Origin of the sequence: Pseudidiomarina terrestris, assembly GCF_030466375.1 — a bacterium.
Taxonomy (GTDB): Bacteria; Pseudomonadota; Gammaproteobacteria; order Enterobacterales; family Alteromonadaceae; genus Pseudidiomarina; species Pseudidiomarina terrestris.
This window is the reverse complement of record NZ_JAGGJE010000001.1, coordinates 826,077-842,860: the sequence shown is the minus strand read 5'-3', so window position 1 is coordinate 842,860 and position 16,784 is coordinate 826,077. Positions and strand designations below refer to the sequence as shown.

20 protein-coding genes are annotated in these 16,784 nt (G+C 52.4%); 5 read left to right on the top strand and 15 right to left on the bottom strand.

Annotated features, from left to right (window positions below):
- Nucleotides 1–86 precede the first annotated feature (86 nt).
- Both dbpA and J6J28_RS04025 read left to right on the top strand, forming a co-directional pair.
- Nucleotides 87–1,511 carry an ATP-dependent RNA helicase DbpA gene (dbpA, locus tag J6J28_RS04030; protein WP_301720034.1) on the top strand — a complete coding sequence of 475 codons (1,425 nt, stop codon included), beginning with the start codon at nt 87–89 and terminating at the stop codon, nt 1,509–1,511.
- An 82-nt stretch (nt 1,512–1,593) separates the two neighbouring features.
- Nucleotides 1,594–1,944, top strand: coding sequence for a VOC family protein (locus J6J28_RS04025; protein WP_301720033.1), 351 nt, complete (start codon nt 1,594–1,596; stop codon nt 1,942–1,944).
- Nucleotides 1,945–2,005: 61 nt separating this feature from the next.
- On the opposite strand, the gene rluF is transcribed toward J6J28_RS04025, so the two are convergent.
- Nucleotides 2,006–2,818 (bottom strand): 23S rRNA pseudouridine(2604) synthase RluF, encoded by an 813-nt coding sequence (rluF, locus tag J6J28_RS04020; RefSeq protein ID WP_301720032.1) that lies wholly within the window; start codon nt 2,816–2,818, stop codon nt 2,006–2,008.
- A gap of 82 nt (nt 2,819–2,900) precedes the next feature.
- On the opposite strand from rluF, the gene J6J28_RS04015 reads away from it, so the two are divergent.
- Complete coding sequence (locus tag J6J28_RS04015; RefSeq protein ID WP_301720029.1) at nt 2,901–3,248, top strand: VOC family protein; 348 nt, start codon at nt 2,901–2,903, stop codon at nt 3,246–3,248.
- 2 nt (nt 3,249–3,250) lie between these two features.
- On the opposite strand, the gene J6J28_RS04010 is transcribed toward J6J28_RS04015, so the two are convergent.
- The 3 genes from J6J28_RS04010 to J6J28_RS04000 all read right to left on the bottom strand — a co-directional run bounded on the left by J6J28_RS04010 (nt 3,251) and on the right by J6J28_RS04000 (nt 4,844).
- Nucleotides 3,251–3,769, bottom strand: a complete 519-nt coding sequence (locus J6J28_RS04010) for a GNAT family N-acetyltransferase (RefSeq protein ID WP_301720028.1) — start codon at nt 3,767–3,769, stop codon at nt 3,251–3,253.
- 94 nt (nt 3,770–3,863) lie between these two features.
- A complete protein-coding gene (locus tag J6J28_RS04005; RefSeq protein ID WP_301720027.1) occupies nt 3,864–4,469 on the bottom strand; it encodes a peroxiredoxin in 606 nt (201 codons plus the stop codon).
- 36 nt (nt 4,470–4,505) lie between these two features.
- Entirely contained in the window at nt 4,506–4,844 is a 339-nt protein-coding gene (locus J6J28_RS04000) for a Grx4 family monothiol glutaredoxin (protein WP_301720026.1), read from the bottom strand.
- Nucleotides 4,845–5,083: 239 nt separating this feature from the next.
- Between J6J28_RS04000 and J6J28_RS03995 the strand changes: the two genes are divergently transcribed.
- Complete coding sequence (locus tag J6J28_RS03995; RefSeq protein WP_301720025.1) at nt 5,084–5,665, top strand: superoxide dismutase; 582 nt, start codon at nt 5,084–5,086, stop codon at nt 5,663–5,665.
- 77 nt (nt 5,666–5,742) lie between these two features.
- Here J6J28_RS03995 and fadR read toward each other — a convergent pair whose 3' ends face one another.
- A complete protein-coding gene (gene fadR / locus J6J28_RS03990) occupies nt 5,743–6,453 on the bottom strand; it encodes a fatty acid metabolism transcriptional regulator FadR (RefSeq protein WP_301720024.1) in 711 nt (236 codons plus the stop codon).
- 186 nt (nt 6,454–6,639) lie between these two features.
- Here fadR and dsbB point away from each other — a divergent pair, with 186 nt between their 5' ends.
- On the top strand, nt 6,640–7,161 hold the full coding sequence (gene dsbB / locus J6J28_RS03985; protein ID WP_301720023.1) for a disulfide bond formation protein DsbB: 522 nt from the start codon (nt 6,640–6,642) through the stop codon (nt 7,159–7,161).
- 6 nt (nt 7,162–7,167) lie between these two features.
- Here the strand turns inward: dsbB and J6J28_RS03980 are convergent, their stop codons facing one another.
- The 10 genes from J6J28_RS03980 to J6J28_RS03935 form a co-directional block, all read right to left on the bottom strand.
- Nucleotides 7,168–7,620 (bottom strand): YcgN family cysteine cluster protein, encoded by a 453-nt coding sequence (locus J6J28_RS03980; protein WP_301720794.1) that lies wholly within the window; start codon nt 7,618–7,620, stop codon nt 7,168–7,170.
- A gap of 1 nt (nt 7,621) precedes the next feature.
- On the bottom strand, nt 7,622–8,260 hold the full coding sequence (locus tag J6J28_RS03975) for a fumarylacetoacetate hydrolase family protein (RefSeq protein WP_301720022.1): 639 nt from the start codon (nt 8,258–8,260) through the stop codon (nt 7,622–7,624).
- Nucleotides 8,261–8,275: 15 nt separating this feature from the next.
- Nucleotides 8,276–9,217 (bottom strand): lytic murein transglycosylase, encoded by a 942-nt coding sequence (locus J6J28_RS03970; RefSeq protein WP_418055171.1) that lies wholly within the window; start codon nt 9,215–9,217, stop codon nt 8,276–8,278.
- Between the two features lie 38 nt (nt 9,218–9,255).
- Complete coding sequence (locus J6J28_RS03965) at nt 9,256–9,519, bottom strand: YcgL domain-containing protein (RefSeq protein WP_301720020.1); 264 nt, start codon at nt 9,517–9,519, stop codon at nt 9,256–9,258.
- 13 nt (nt 9,520–9,532) lie between these two features.
- Nucleotides 9,533–10,681, bottom strand: a complete 1,149-nt coding sequence (gene rnd, locus J6J28_RS03960) for a ribonuclease D (RefSeq protein ID WP_301720019.1) — start codon at nt 10,679–10,681, stop codon at nt 9,533–9,535.
- Nucleotides 10,678–12,363, bottom strand: coding sequence for a long-chain-fatty-acid--CoA ligase FadD (gene fadD, locus J6J28_RS03955; protein WP_301720018.1), 1,686 nt, complete (start codon nt 12,361–12,363; stop codon nt 10,678–10,680). Before fadD ends, rnd begins: the two co-directional genes overlap by 4 nt.
- A gap of 71 nt (nt 12,364–12,434) precedes the next feature.
- Nucleotides 12,435–13,328 carry an alpha/beta fold hydrolase gene (locus J6J28_RS03950; protein WP_301720017.1) on the bottom strand — a complete coding sequence of 298 codons (894 nt, stop codon included), beginning with the start codon at nt 13,326–13,328 and terminating at the stop codon, nt 12,435–12,437.
- Nucleotides 13,329–13,332: 4 nt separating this feature from the next.
- Entirely contained in the window at nt 13,333–13,902 is a 570-nt protein-coding gene (locus J6J28_RS03945; protein ID WP_301720016.1) for a Slp family lipoprotein, read from the bottom strand.
- 45 nt (nt 13,903–13,947) lie between these two features.
- A complete protein-coding gene (gene tsaB / locus J6J28_RS03940; RefSeq protein ID WP_301720015.1) occupies nt 13,948–14,646 on the bottom strand; it encodes a tRNA (adenosine(37)-N6)-threonylcarbamoyltransferase complex dimerization subunit type 1 TsaB in 699 nt (232 codons plus the stop codon).
- The gene (locus J6J28_RS03935) at nt 14,643–16,574 is read right to left on the bottom strand and encodes a DNA repair helicase YoaA (RefSeq protein ID WP_301720014.1); all 1,932 of its coding nucleotides are present in this window, start codon (nt 16,572–16,574) and stop codon (nt 14,643–14,645) included. The genes tsaB and J6J28_RS03935 overlap by 4 nt, the downstream gene beginning before the upstream one ends.
- Between the last annotated feature and the right edge of the window lie 210 nt (nt 16,575–16,784).

Genomic DNA, 16,784 nt, shown 5'->3' with positions numbered 1-16,784 from the left:
GGGAGCTGAGAGTCTGTTATACTATTGCGCTAATTTTAAGCGTCATGTGCCTCGCGACGCGCCCTCCGAATAAGTGAACCAGAACTATGTCAGAATCAAACCCTGCAAACTCGCCAGAAACGACACCAGCCGTGCGCCGTTTCAACGAACTCAAGCTCTCCGATGCGCTCTTAAGTAGCTTGCAGGATGCCGGGTTCGAACAAATGACTGACGTACAGGCCTATAGTCTGCCGAAGATCCTCCGCGCTGAAGATGTTGTGGTGCAGGCGGAAACCGGCTCTGGTAAAACCGTGGCCTTTGCGCTGGGTGTGTTGTCGAAGTTGGACACCAGCTCCTTTGCACCGCAAGCACTGGTGCTCTGCCCCACCCGTGAGCTCGCTGAGCAGGTCGCTGAAGCGATTCGCGCGTTGGCAAAGGCCATGGGCAACGTCAAGGTCTTAACCCTCTGTGGTGGTGTTCCTGCGCGCTCACAGGCCGCATCCTTAGAGCACGGTGCACATATTCTGGTGGGCACGCCCGGCCGTATCCTTGATCACCTGCAACAGGAGCGGATTGATTTCGCCAGCCTGCAAAGCCTGGTGCTTGATGAAGCCGACCGCATGCTCGAAATGGGCTTTGAAGACGAATTAAAAGGTATTGTCGCCAAGCTACCAGCTGCCCGACAGACCCTGCTATTCAGCGCGACATACCCGCAGGGGATCCGCCAGTTGACCAAGCAAATGACTCGCGATGCTGACATCATCAAAGTCGCCGCGACGCAAACTCAGACCACCATTCGTCAACGTTTCTATCAGCAACTTGACACGCCTGCGGCCGAAGCGGTGGAGCGCGTATTGCTCGAACTGCAGCCTGGCAACTGTATGGTGTTCTGCACCACCAAAGTCGAAACCCAGAACCTGGCTGACACCCTGGCTGCGCGCGGTCACAGCGCCATTGCCCTGCACGGTGACATGGAGCAAAAAGATCGCGATCAGGCCATGGTGCGCTTCAGTAATGGCAGCGCCCGCATTCTGGTGGCGACCGACGTGGCCTCGCGCGGCTTAGACGTTGCCGAACTTGATCTGGTGATCAGCGTGCATCTGGCCCACGACATCGCCACCCATACCCATCGTATTGGCCGTACCGGCCGTGCTGGTGCCGAAGGTCTGGCGGTGACTGTGGTGGGCATCAAAGACGACTACCGATTGCGTCTGCTGGAGGATACCCTCTCTGCGCCAATTCAGCTGCAGCCTTTACCCGAGCGCAAATCAGATGCGAAGCCGCTGGTGGCTGCTTATGTCACCGTGCAGCTTAACGGTGGCAAGAAAGATAAGCTGCGGCCCGGCGACATTGTTGGTGCCTTGACCCGCGACCAGCAGCTGAGCATGGACGACATTGGCAAAATCAAAGTGCAGGCACAGTGGGCCTATGTCGCGGTGAAAACCAACAAAGCCAAGCACGCACTGGCATTGCTCAACAACGACAAGATTAAAAACAAGCGCTTCCGCGCCCGGACCTTACTTGAAAGCTGACGTTATTGACTATACTTGATCTGGAACACCGGCTTATCGTTCACCGTGGTTGAATCGCCACGAAACAAAGCAGAGGAAAACTATGAGCAAAGAAATTATCAATTACGTTGAGTTTCCCGTTCGCGATATGGAAGGCACCAAACGCTTCTTCAGCCAGGCCTTTGGCTGGGAGTATTACGACCACGGTGATGACTATGCTGCGATTCAAAAAGCAGGCCTGCACGGTGGCTTCTTTCGCTCGGATCTTGTTGCTCACACGGAAAACGGCAGTGCTTTAGTGGTGCTGTTCAGTGAAGATTTAGAGGACAGTCTGGAGCGTGTTAAACAGGCGGGCGGTAAGATCTCGAAATCAGTTTTCGACTTCCCCGGCGGTCGCCGCTTTCAGTTTACTTGTCCCAGCGGTAACGAATACGCGGTCTGGTCTGAGTCTTAATTCCTGATTTTCCTTGCGTGCGTCAGGGCGATTTCCTGCCCTGACGCCTATTCTTTTCTACCTAGCGGCGCCGATCAAAACTCGGCTTAGTGAAAGGCTTACGCGCCGACTTGGGCTGTGGCTTACGCCGGCGATGACCCGCAGGAGCTTCTGAGGACGAATGCTCGATTGATTTCATCAATTCCGCCAGTTCATCTTCAGTAAGATTCCGCCACTGACCAACCTGCAGTCTACCTAACCTGACATTCATAATGCGCACCCGTTCCAGCTTGCGCACGTCGTAACCGAAGTGCTCGCACATGCGGCGAATCTGGCGGTTCATGCCCTCAATCAAGGTCATGCGAAAACTGAACTGGGACTCCTGGCGCACTTTACACTTTTTTGTCATTGTTCCCAGAATCGGCACACCGCTAGCCATGCCTCGAATAAAGTCGGGAGTTATGGGGCGATCAACAGTTACCACGTACTCTTTTTCATGTTTGTTTCCGGCCCGCAGGATCTTATTCACCAGATCGCCATTGCTGGTCAGAAAAATCAGGCCCTGTGAGTCTTTATCGAGCCGCCCGATTGGAAAAATACGGGTTTTATGACCGACAAAATCCACCATATTCTTGGGCTCAGCGGAATCTGTGGTACTGACAATTCCGACAGGCTTGTTCAGCGCAATAAACACGAATTTTTCTTTATCGGTGGCCTGAATCTTCTGTCCGTTGACCGTGACCTCATCGCCAGGTGCGACTTGCTGGCCCAGCTCAGCAGGCTTGCCGTTAATTTTTACCGCGCCCTGATCAATAAAGCGGTCCGCTTCCCGACGCGAGCAAAAACCGCTCTCGCTGATAAATTTATTTAACCGTTTTGATGCCGACTCAGGCATAAACCCTCTGCTTGCGCTGCTTAAAATAAGAATTCGCGGCTATACTCGATCCAAAAGCTCACCTAAGCAAGGAATATAACCAATGGCTAGTGTATCAATTAATTACATTGAACTACCAGCAAGCGACATCGAAGGTACAAAAAAATTCTTTACGGAGGCGTTTGGATGGAGTTTTGTCGATTACGGCCCCGATTACGCCTCGATTCAAGGTGCAGGCTTAGATGGCGGCTTTTATCGCTCAAAACTCACTGCAACTACCGCCCAGGGTAGCGCTTTGGTTGTGCTTTACAGCAGCGCATTAGAGCAAGCCCAACACCAGGTTGAGAAAGCTGGCGGCACCATCGTTAAGCCCATCTTTGAGTTCCCTGGTGGCCGCCGCTTTCATTTCACCTGCCCCAGCAGCAACGAATACGCGATCTGGTCGGAATAATATTACTGCTGGACGCGCCATTCAGGACGCAACAAACTGAGCGTATACCACCCCAGGTAATCACCGTCTTTCTTTATGGTGTCGCGTGCTAAACCTTCGACTTTAAAACCGAAAGCTTCCTGGTAAAACTTCAGGGCGCGAGGATTGGATTCGAACACGTTCAAATCGATACGGTGAAAGTTCAGTTCGGCAAAACCTTTGCGTAAGATTGCGGCAAACATCGCACGGCCATAGCCACCAGAGCGAGCCGCCGGATCCACCGCAGCCACCCCAATATGACCAAAATCATTTTGTCGATCGATACGAGTAAAATGCACCATGCCAACAGCCCGCTCGTCGACGCAGTATTTAAAACACAAACGCACGTCAGGGTCGCCAGCACTTGCGACAAAGAAAGCATCGAAAACTTCGCGTTTCAGCGGATAACTAAAGGCGTTGCCGCACACTTTAAAATGATCTTCAGGGTCTGCCAGCCAGCTGGACACCAGCTCAAAATCGTCTTTTTGGATGGGTACTAACACAGCATTCTCCTACACCTACTTCTACCCACTGCTACCAGCAACAAAAAAGGCCGCACAATGGCGGCCTTCTAACACTGTTAACGCTTGTGGCCTGTTACAGCTTACCTGCGTTTTTCGAAAGGTAGTCAGCTACGCCTTTAGCGTCAGCTTTCATACCTTCGTCGCCTTCTTTCCAGCCAGCTGGGCATACATCGCCGTGTTCCTGGTGGAAGTTCAGAGCGTCTACCAAACGAATCATCTCGTCGATGTTACGGCCCAATGGCAGGTCGTTTACGATTTGGTGACGAACAGTGCCTTCTTCGTCGATCAGGAATGACGCGCGGAAGGCTACACCAGCTTCTGGGTGCTCAACATCATAGGCTTTACAGATGTTGTGCTTCACGTCAGCAACCAACGGGTATTTAACTTCACCAATACCACCATTTTCTTCACTGGTGTTACGCCATGCGTTGTGGGTGAATTGTGAGTCGATAGACACACCAATCACTTCTACGCCACGCTTTTTGAATTCTTCTAAACGGTGATCAAAAGCGATCAGTTCAGAAGGACATACAAAGGTGAAATCCAGAGGATAGAAGAATACGACTGCTTTTTTGCCTTTAATTTGCGAATGCAGGTTAAAGTCGTCAACAATCTCACCTGTTCCCAATACTGCTGATGCAGTGAAATTAGGAGCTTTACGGCCTACTAATACACCCATTTTTTTTCTCCGTAATGTTGTTGTACTGAATGAAACTTAATCTTCCGAAGGCGCAGGATGACGCTCTGCCACTTCGTTAATTAATTCTTGTAGTTCGCCTTTTTGGAACATTTCCAAAATAATATCACAACCACCGACGAGCTCACCCTCTACCCACAACTGTGGAAAGGTCGGCCAGTCGGCATAATTTGGTAATTCTGCACGAATGTCAGGATTCTGTAGGATATCAACATACGCGAATGGCTGACCACAGCTCATCAACGCTTGCGAGGCCTGTGAAGAAAAACCACAGCTCGGTAATTTTGGCGAACCTTTCATGTAAAGCAGAATCGGATTTTCGCTGATTTGCTGCTTAATTTTCTCTACAGTTTCCATGCCTTCGTCCTTACTTCTTTAAGCGAGTTAATGGCGGCAAGTTTATCACATCAAGCACAAAGATTGCAGTACAGCAGGCCAGCAAAGGCGCCATCTACTGACAATTTAAAATTTGCTTACTACACTTGAAATAAACTTTTCTGCCTATATCTAGGTATATTGAGACTTGAAGATTCGTTTTCAATACTAAAATAAGAACGAATCGAATAAATTCACAAAAGCAAGAATGGAGAGTCTATATGGCATTCGAACTACCAGCATTACCTTATGAAAAAAATGCTCTTGAGCCGCACATCTCTGCGGAAACTTTGGAATACCATTACGGCAAGCACCACGCTGCTTACGTAAGCAAGCTGAACGATGCTGTCAAAGGCACTGACATGGAAAATAAGTCACTTGAAGATATCATTAAATCTTCCTCTGGTGGCGTATTCAACAATGCAGCGCAGGTCTGGAATCACACCTTCTACTGGCATTGCTTAAGCCCAAATGGCGGCGGTGAGCCAAGCGGTGAACTTGCCGATGCAATCAACTCTGCATTCGGTTCTTTCGACAAATTTAAAGAAGAGTTCAAAGCGCAAGCAGCAGGTAACTTTGGTTCAGGCTGGACTTGGTTAGTGAAAAAAGCTGACGGCTCAGTCGCTATTGTCAACACAGACGATGCCGATACCCCTATCACCAACAGCGCGGTTACCCCACTGATGACTGTTGATGTGTGGGAACACGCTTACTACATCGATTACCGTAATGCGCGTCCAAACTACTTAGACGCATTCTGGAACATCGTGAACTGGGACTTCGTAGCGAAAAACTACGGTTAATCCCCGCTCCAGAGCGTAAGTTTTTACGAAAAAAGCCCCGCACTGCGGGGCTTTTTATTGCTACAGCAAAAGTGCTCTTACTCAATCAGGTTCGCTGGAATATCACCACGTAAGTTATGCCAGATACGGCCTGAGGCATAACCATAATCGCGGACCAGCAGCGCCGCTTCGTCGCGTTTCTCTTCAGTCGCTACTTTCTTTAAATCTGCGTAGTACTTGCGGGCCAGTTTGCGCGCGTCATCATTGGAGAAATAGAAGTTACCAATGCGCGAGTACAATCCTTTAAAGCCATTAAGTACCAAGACGTAAATTGGATTGCCTGATGCCATTGCCAGATCGTGGTTTAAACGATAGTCGTATTCGCTAAAGGCGTCGGCGGTATCTTCCAGCCCTTCAGCTTCAGCCAGTAGTTCAGCGACCCGTTCCGGTGCATTGCGCACGGCCGCACGAATATAAATCGCGCTAATGTTGGTGCGCGCCGACAGCAACTGATCCACCAGTTCCGGCATGCCCTCTTCGTCAAGCCGCGCCAAAGTCTCCAGAATATTCAGACCAGAGGTTTCCCAGAAATTATTTACCCGGGTCGGCTTACCGTGTTGAATCGTTAACCAGCCATCACGCGCCAGGCGTTGTAACACCTCACGTAAGGTCGTTCGGGTCACGCCAATCAATTCTGAAAGCTCACGTTCGGCAGGGAGAATCGTACCCGGCGCGAAGTGCCCATTCCAAATGGACTTCACTATATATTCTTCTGCAAACCCCGCAGGGCTCTGTGCCTTGATAATCATGAAGTGGCCTATTTGCTGTGAATCAAACCGGTAAGGGCTAGATTAGTATTAATGTTATGACCGTTGATTTTATCAGGCTTTCCAATGGTCGGACAAGTTTTGTCGTCATTGCTTTTCAGAAATCTGTCGACATCATCCGCGGGCTTCGCTATCTTTTCCGCAAAACCTATAACAAGAGATGTCTTCATGATGCGCTTTTTCGCCCAACTTCCCGAGCGCCGCGGCGCCTGGGCCTTGCTCGCTGCCTCGGCATTTGCACTTTTTGCGACAGCCCTTTACATGCAGTACCAGATGGATCTTGCCCCCTGTGTGAAATGTATTTATCAGCGTGTCGCTGTACTGGGCGTGGGCTTAGCCGCCTTAGTTCCAGCCATTGCACCGAAGTTTATGTTAGCACGACTGGTCGGCTATGCCGGCTGGCTGACTGCGGCCATCTGGGGCTTCATCATCGCCAATAATCATGTTGCTGCGCAGCAGGCCAAGAATTCCTTTTTCGCAGTCTGCGATACCTTTCCCCAGTTTCCTGACTGGATGCCGCTGCACGAGTGGCTACCTGGTATGTTCGGCGCCACCGGCTTATGTGGAGATATTAACTGGTCATTCCTGGATATGAGCATGCCGGAATGGCTGCGCATCATCTTTGCCTTCTACGCGGTACTTGGCGGGCTGGTCCTGGTGCTGCGGCTGCTGGGCGCGCGCAAATTCTAGTCGGCCTTAGTTGCGGTCTCTTAGCGGCCAGGTCACAATTCTTAATTCGAGGTCCTCATGGACCTCGTTTTCGTTCTGGACTCGCCCAGCGGCACTCATTCCTGCTGCTATCATCGCTTTGCGAGAATCATCATTGCGCAGCGGATGCCAGCTCGGTAAGCCACGACCCTCAGCCAGGCGCCGGTAGGCACATGAGGTCGGCATAAAATCCAGTTCGTAGACGTTCTGCGGGGTGATCACCACACAATCTGGCACAAACTGCGTGCGTTCTGCGTAGTTACTGCAGCGCGCAGTGTCGGTTTTCAGCAACACACAGGAGACGTCGGTGTAATGCACGGTGTCGTCTTCATCGTCACTGTCGATCAATTTGTGCAGGCAGCATTTACCGCAGCCATCACACAGGGATTCCCACTCCGCGTGGGTCATCTGGGCAAAACTCTTGCGCTGCCAGAACGGAATCTCACTCATCTGCTATGACCTTGCCCTGCCAGTGGCCGCGCGTTGCACCGAACTGCAGGTGCAGATCGAGTTGCTGACCAACGTGTAAGGGACCTACCCCTGCAGGCGTACCTGTCAGCACCACGTCCCCTGGCTCCAGAGTAAAGGTATGACTGATGTGCGCGATCAGCTCAGCGATGGGCATCAGCATCTGCGTCGCTTCACCTTGTTGTTGCAGGTGCTCATCACAGAAGAGCTTGAAGCTGGCTTGCTGCAACTGTGCCGGGTCATCGACCACTAACCACTCCGCCAGTACACAGGCACCGTCAAAGGCTTTAGCACGCTCCCAGGGCTGCCCTTGCTGCTTTAGTTTGTCTTGCAGCTCGCGTAAGGTCAGATCCAGTGCCAAAGTGACCTGGCCGATGGCGGCGCTGGCCTGCTCCGGAGTTGCCCGACGTAAGCGCTGCTGCACCTGAACCGCCAGCTCCAGCTCGTGATGACAGGCGCCGCGATCCGTTGGAATACGTACCTCGGGTAACTTTGCGAGACTGCTGGGCGGCTTGATGAAGAGCAAAGGTTCGGCAGGAATGGGATTATTCAATTCAGCTGCATGGGCCGCAAAATTGCGACCCACACAGACAATTTTCGAAGGCTTCAACATAGCACTGGTTCGGGATCAGCGCGGAAAGCGAATACGGTCAGACAGGTAGCCGACTGCCGCCACAAAGTAATGCGAACGATTCCAGCGCATCAGCGCATCGTAGTTGGCATAGGCCAGATAAACCCGACCTTCTTTGTCGTCCGGAATGACCACAGCGGCTTCAATGTCACCGCGCTGCGGCAGATCGCTGCCATCCATGCGACGCACACCCAATGCCTGCCATTCAGCCAGGCTCTTTTTGTTTTTCAGCTCCGCAATGGAAACATCGAAATCCGCAGGCAGTTGCACTTGCCGACCCCAGGTCACATCGTCACGCCAGCCTGCATTTTTCAGGTAATTTGCCGCCGATGCGAAAACGTCGCCCATGGAGTTCCAGATATCCTTACGGCCGTCACCATCATAGTCGACCGCATAGGCCATAAAGGAGCTTGGCATAAACTGCGTCTGGCCCATGGCACCGGCCCAGGAGCCTTTCATCTGGTCCACGTCAATGTGACCGTCCTGGATGATGGTCAACGCCTGCCAGAGCTGCTTCTTAAAGAATTCTTCACGACGGCCTTCGTAGGCCATGGTGGTCAGCGCTGAAACGACATCAAAACCGCCGGTATAAGAGCCGAAATTGGTCTCGATGCCCCATAACGCCACAATAAAGCGCGGTTGCACGCCATAGGCTTTGCCGACTTCTTCGAGCAGTTCTTTATGTTCGTTGTATTTCTCCAGTGCCTGTTTAGCTTTCCATTCCGGCACAGCTCGTGGCAGATAGGTGTCCAAGGTCAGTTTAAACTCTGGCTGGTTCTTGTCGGCACTGACTGAGCGCTGGTAAAATTTTGCGTTGGCAAAAGCTTTTTCCAGAGTTTCACTGCTGTAGCCCTGCTCCAGCGCTTCGACCTTAATCTTTTCAACGTAGTCTGCAAATCCGGCTTCATCCTGGGCAATGGCATGCTTAGGGGTCAGCATCAAAGCAGTGGCAACCAGTGCCATCGACATCAATTTTTTCATTTTGCCAATTCCTTCTTTAATAAATTCTCTGGCGGTGGCGGGATCTGCAAATAATAGCCGGGATCCTGTAAATGTTCTTTCAGTTCAGCGACCGATAGCCGGGCCAGCTTTCGCTCATCCGTCAGGGCTATCGTCATCACGTGCTTAGGTTCCCCGAAACTTTTCGCTAACGGCTCCGGTAACACAGAGAAATCGGCAGGATGCGCGATATAGAGGTAGGTATCCACCCGTTTCGGGCTTCGATAGACAGCACACAACATAGATTGCTACCACTCACTTCAATAATTGTTCGATCGGTTGCTTCAGCTTAGCCCCTCGCCAACTTGTGAACAAGTCCGGCAGCGGCAACTGGTCTTGCGCATGCGACGGAATCTGCCAGCACCAGTGCAGCACGTCATTAATCTGACGGCGGGAGGCTATCAGTGCCACATTGATACCCAGCTCGTCAGCGGTCTGTTGCGCCAGTTTTTTAATCGCATTGAACATGGTTTTGTAGTTCGGTAGATCGGTCAGGCGCAGCAGCGGAATATCCAAGGGTCCATTGTCACGACCTTTGGCAATAGCGCCCAACAGGGCGTCGCCGGCGTACTTGATGGTCACTGGCGAGAGTTCTTTAAAGTAACGCAATTTGTTCTTGCTGTCGGGCATCTGCCGCGCAAGGTCCAGCAAGGTATGATCTTTGGCGATAAAGCCCAGTGGCAAATCGGAGCTGCGCGCACGCTGATAGCGCCAGGCCACTAACTCACGCAGCACACTCAGCTGCTCGGGGTCGCATTGCCAGGCGTTACCAAAATACAGGAACTGCCACTCATCCGGGATCGTTTGCGCCCGTTTGTGCGCCTGCCAGGCACTTTCCTGCAGGATCAGCTCAAGCTTGCCCTGTGTTTGCGCCAGTTCATATAACTCTGGATACAACTGCTGCAAATAAAATACATCCGCCGCGGCATAATCGAGCTGCTCCGGCGCCAGCGGCCGCTTCATCCAATCGGTGCGTGACTGCGACTTATCGATGGCAACACCAAGCCGTTGCTCAACCAGCGCCGCGTAGCCTAAAGCATCGCCATCACCAAGCATGGCGCTGGCGATCTGGGTGTCAAAAATGGCGTTCGGAAGTTGCCCCATGTGCTGGTGCAGGATTTCATAGTCTTCGCCACCGGCATGAATCACCAGCGTGGTCTGCGGATCAGCCAGTAACTGCCAAAGCGGCAACAGCGCCTGGCCATCATCTTCTGCAGCCAGCGCGACCGGATCAATCAGTGCGGTGCGCTCGCCGGCCTGGATCTGCACCAGTCCGAGCCGCGCAAAGTAAGTGCGAGTGCGCACGAACTCGGTATCGACCGCGATAAACTCCGCACCCTGCGCATGTTCACAGAATTCACCCAACGCAGCTGCGCTGGTTATCAATTGAAAGGCTATGGTCACGAGTCGTTTTTCGCCTTAGCTTCTTCTTCGTCACGAAGTTCACGACGCAGGATTTTACCAACATTGGTTTTCGGCAGTTCGTCACGAAACTCGACAAACTTAGGCACTTTGTAACCGGTCATGTTTTCGCGGGCATAATCAATCATCTCTTTTTCCGTGAGTGATGGATCTTTACGCACCACGAACACCTTCACTGCTTCGCCCGACGAGTCATGCGGCACGCCGACAGCGGCAACTTCCAGCACTTTCGGGTGTTCCGCAATGACATCTTCAATTTCGTTCGGGTAGACATTAAAGCCCGACACCAAAATCATATCTTTCTTACGATCAACAATTTTGAAAAAGCCGTTTTCTTCCATGCGGCCGATATCACCGGTCAGGAACCAGCCATCTTTCATTACTTTGTCGGTTTCTTCAGGTTGGTTCAGATACCCCACCATGACCTGCGGACCGCGCACCTGCAGTTCGCCTTCTTCACCCTGGCCCAGTACTTCACCGGTTTCCGTGTCGACGACACGAACGTCCGTTGAAGGTAAAGGAATACCAATGGTGCCGTTGTAATGCTCGATGTCCGTTGGGTTCACTGTGACTACTGGCGAACATTCTGTTAAGCCATAGCCTTCCAACAGGCGTTGCTTGGTCACCCGCTCCCAGTGTTCAGCCACAGAACGTTGCACCGCCATGCCGCCGCCCAGCGCTATTTTCAGGTGCGAGAAATCAAGTTCCTTGAAGCCTTCAGTATTAAGCAGGCCGTTAAACAAGGTATTCACGCCGGAGATAATCGAGAACTTATGCTTGCTGAGCTCTTTGATAAAGCCCGGCATGTCGCGCGGGTTGGTGATAAGAATATTCTTGCCACCATGCTTCATAAAGGTCAGGCAGTTCGCCGTTAACGCGAAGATATGATAAAGCGGTAAAGCGGTAATAATGGTCTCTTCGCCATCATTCACCAAAGGCGCCACAATGGCAGACACCTGTTCCAGATTCGCGACCATATTGCGATGCGACAGCATTGCACCTTTGGCCAGCCCAGTAGTACCGCCCGTGTATTGCAGGAACGCCAGATCATCGCCGCTCACTTCAGGGCGCTGGTAGGTCGCTTTGGCACCTTTAGCCAGGACGTCACGGAAAGTCACCGTGCCCGCCAGCTTGTAGCTGGGCACCATACGCTTAACGTGCTTCACTACAAAGTTCACGATCCAACGCTTAGGGCTTGGCAGTAGATCGCCAATTCCGGTCAAAATCACATGGTCCAGATCCAGATCACCGATCACTTTTTCCAGTGTATGACCGAAATTATCCAGGATCACGATGCCTTTACATTGTGCGTCGCTAAGCTGGTGCTTCAACTCGCGCGGCGTGTAAAGCGGATTCACATTGACCACGGTCATGCCCGCGCGAAGAATGCCAAATAACGCCACCGGGTATTGCAATAAGTTCGGCATCATTATGGCAATCGCATCACCCTTTTTCAGGCCTTTGCTCTGCAGGTACGCTGCGAACTTTTTCGTTTCTTCATCCAGCTCATGAAACGACATTTCATGATCCATATTCACATAGGCGGTCTTGTCGCCATAGGCTTCGACACTTTGCTCGAAAATGTCGACCAGTGAATTAAAGTGATCAGGGTCGATGGTTTCTGGGACCCCTGCCGGATAGCGTTGTAACCAAGTTTTTTCCACGCGTTGGTGCTCCTGACTCATTATTTTTTGCCAATCTTCGCATATCCGACCAGTTTAAACTAGCCGTGAACTCATGCCAACATCGCAGTAAATTCGCGCCACACCGCATCTGGCTGCTCCATGTGCACGTGGTGCCCACCCGTGGCCTCGACAATTTCCAGCTGTGGCACGGCATCTTGCCATTGTTGCAGCGCCTGTTCGATGCGTTCACGGTGGCCGTGACTACCCAACACCAGCTTTATCGGACACTCGATCGCTGCCAAAATGGAGCGTATTTGCAGTGGCGTCAGCCGTAACACGGATTTTGTCCGCAACTGGCCGTCTGCCCGAAATCGAAAATCATCTTCAGCCAGCTGTTCTAAACCACGCTCCACCAGTAACTGAGCCACCTCGTTATCAAAATCACCGGCCTGCTGACGCGCCAGCACCGCCGCTTCAAAATTCGGGTAATGTGGACGGCGTTTGCCCTGTTGTTGCAGTCGGCTGCGAAATCCCTGACGGATATCATCAAGAATAGCAGTCTCCGGACTACTTAAGAGGCCAAAAGCTTCAATCGCTAACAGATGACGGACCCGCTGAGGCTCAATACCGGCCCATAAATTGCCGACAAAGGCGCCCATCGAATGAGCGACCACCTCAACCTGCTGCCAGTTTTGCTGTTCACACAACTGCACCAGATCGTAGACATAGTCGAGAAAGGGGTAATAATTACCGGCAGGACGGTGCTGCGACAGTCCGTGCCCGGGCCAGTCGATAGCCAGCAACTGATGGCTCTTCGCCAGATCCGAGGTCAGAAATTGCTGCGCCAGCGGCAAAAAACTGTGGCCGTTATCGAGCCAGCCATGCAATGCCAGTATAGGTTTGCCGTTGGCATTCCCCCAACGCAAGCCAGCCACGCTGCCCCAGTTCAGCTGAAAAGACACAGGCTCAGCATGCTGCCGAGCCTGTGTATAGGTGTTGGTCATAGGTTTAGTTGTTCTTGTTATCGTCCTGATTACCGCCATTGGTTCTCACCGGCACTGGATAGTAAACCCGGTACGGCGGTGAATACCAGTGATGACGATACCAGAGTGAGCTGTAATCCACTTCCATCGGGCTCTTATCGATTTCTTTCCAAAGGTATTTGCCGGTCACGTCCAGGGTCGGGAACAGGTAACGAAACTCATCGATCTTCCCTTCCTCTGGCGCTTGCACGATACCGGTGAAGGTAATGCTACGGCCTTTTTTATAAACCATAGGATCGACAAAACCGTCGAGTTTGGCCCGAAAACGACCGTCGCTGTTATCCGAAACTGCCGGGCGGCCATACGAATTCAAGTCATAATTGACCACTTCAACGATGGTACCGGAATCGGTATTGCGTACTTCAGCGATAACGCCACCCCAGCGGGCCGGTTTATTCTGCGCTTGCTCCGGAGACTCCAGGGCTACTGTGTAGGGCGTTAAGTTCGTGCCTTCAGCAACGGCAAGCTCATCCGGAACCGTCGAACATGCACTTAGAGTCAAAGCCCCCAGTGCTGTCAGCCAGTATTTCAACATGTTCGTACTCCTCATTCGATTGGAATGCTCTGCCCCGTTGCGCGATTAACGCCCGGGTAACTTTTTCCACGTCACTTCATTACGCACATATAAAGGTTCGAGTTCTTCTGCCGCCACAGGTTCACTTTGTTTTGCCAGAGTGAGCATATCCTGCGCTAGCGGTAAGGTCACAGCATCCAGCACCTGCACCTGCGTGTCAGGGTCAAGCTGACTGCCGTAGGCTTGCCAGCCGGTACCTGCACCGCTTACAACTGCAGCGCGCGCGCTGATATCCGCCCACCAACTCTGTTCCTTTAGGGGCGCTAAGGGCGCCATTTGTGCTGCACTGACAGGCTGTGCCAGGCCGTTGTCATTGACGTAGCTTGCCACATAGACTTCCTGCATGCGCGCATCGATGGCGCTGATCACAGCCTTGGCATCGTGACAACGTATCGCCTGTTGCGCCAAAGCTGCTAATGTAGAGACGCGATAAACCGGTAAATTGTGACTGAATGCGAGTCCCTGACTGATGGCAACACCGATGCGCACGCCGGTAAAACTGCCCGGACCATAACCACAGACAATGCCGTCCACCTCGGCCAGGGTGATACCAGCTTCACCTAACACCTCTTCGACAAACCCCAGTACCCGCTGGGAATGCTCACGCGGGGTCACAGCGGCGCGCTGAAAACATTGATCGCCGTAGCTTAACGCGACAGAACATTGTTCGGTCGCTGTATCAATTGCAAGTAATACCGCGCTCATTCCGATACATCTCCATTAATTTCTGCTAAAAACTCCAATGCCTGAGGCAAGTCTCGGGTGCGGCGTAAGGGGGGTAAGCTGGCCAAAAACAGTTGCCCGTAAGGTTTGCTCACCAAACGCTGATCGCAAACGATCAGTACGCCGCGGTCACTGCTATCACGGATCAGGCGTCCGGCGCCCTGTTTCAGCGCGATCACCGCAGGCGGTAATTGTACCTGAGTGAAAGGTTCAGCTCCACGTAATCGACAGTCCTCAATGCGTGCCTGCAGCAGCGGATCATCAGGCGAGCCAAACGGCAGCTTATCGATGATCACACAGGTCAACGCCTGCCCGCGCACATCCACCCCTTCCCAGAATGACGAGGTTCCCAGCAGCACGCCGTTACCGGCTTTGATAAAGTCTGCCAGCAATTCGCGCTTGTTGGTACTGCCCTGCACAAACAACGGTCGGTCGGTCAGCGTGGCCAGTCGTTCGGCCACTCGCTGCAACATCCGGTGACTGGTAAAAAGCACAAAAGTGCCGCCCTGTTGATTCACGTCCAGCACCTGCGTGGTGATCTGCACCAGATGATCCAGCATCTCATGCTGATGAGGCTGCGGCAGGTAACGCGGGACACACAAGATGCCTTGCTCAGCGAAGGCAAACGGACTTGGCAGGCACAGTGTCCGCGCTTGCTCCAGGCCCAACAGGCGGGTGAAATGGGTAAAATCGTCGCCAATAGCCAGGGTTGCTGAGGTAAAGACCCAGCTGGCATCAGAGTTGCCGACATAACTGCCGAATTTATCCGCCACCTGCAACGGCGTCTGATGCAGAGTGACTTGCCTTGGTGTGGTTTCAAACCAGAAGCTGAAACCGGTACGCTGGGTATCCTGCAACAGCTCCCAGGTATGCAAAAACTGTACGCAGCGCTCGTAAATGCTGTCCAGGTCCTGGTTACGGCCCAGCGCCCCCTTGGCGACATTAGCAAAAAACTGCAGGTTTTCGCTGAGTTGCATAACGGCGGCCTGCACCTGCGGTTGCTGCTGTGCCTGGCGCCAGTTGCCGCGCTGCGGATCCACCGGAAACGCCAGTCGCCAGTCGCGCAGACTACCGATGAGTTTGTCGGCAGCTTTGTCCAGCTGGCGTAGATCTTTCAGCTCGGTCAGATAAAGCACCTTAGCTTCCTGTGCCAGCTCCTGTAACTGCCGGCTGCCGACCGCCTCACCAAAATACTGACTGGCAATATCCGGTAACTGGTGGGCTTCATCAAAGATCAGTGCATCGGCATGCGGAATCAGCTCGCCAAAGCCAATATCTTTGAGTGCCATATCGGCAAAAAATAAATGGTGATTAACCACTACGATATCCGCTTCCAGCGCATTTTTGCGTGCTTTAACCAGGTAGCAATCATCGTAGTCGGGACAATCACGGCCAAGGCAATTATCGACGGTGCTGGTCACATGCGGCAGTACCTCGGCGTCCTCAGGCAAACTGCTGAGTCCGCCAACATCGCCATCTTCTGTGCGCGCCGCCCAGCGTTTTACCTCAACCACTTGTTTTTGCACCGTCATCGAGAGCTCGCTGGCATGCGCCTGACTTTGCGCCAGACGGTGCAGACACAGGTAGTTACTGCGACCTTTAAGCAGACTGACCTGTTTTTGTGGTGCGATCGCATCCCGCAGAGCAGGTAAATCACGGTGATACAGCTGCTCCTGCAGGGCTTTGGTGCCCGTCGAAATGATTGCAGAGCCTTTGCTTTTCAGAATGGGAACCAGATAGGCGTAGGTTTTCCCCGTCCCCGTTTCCGCTTCCACCACAAGCTGAGACTTATCTTTTAAAACCTGCGCAATAGCGGTCGCCATTTCCGTCTGCGCGGGGCGTGGTGAAAAGCCAGGTAAAGCCGAGGCGAGTGCACTGTCAGGTTGAAAATATTGGGCTACGGATGTCATCGCTCGGCGCGGTCTTTCGTTGGGGGTGATCGGTAGTCGCTAGGTTAGCGTAACTTACTCTGAATGGCTACGCTCATCAGCAAAGCTGAGTCCAAACCAAATGTTATACAACTTGCCATACAAGAAATCTTGGCAAGCTGATTACAAAGGGTTGAATCGATATTTTGAAATCTATACAATTCACCCATTGCAAATTTCAAGGACCACAAA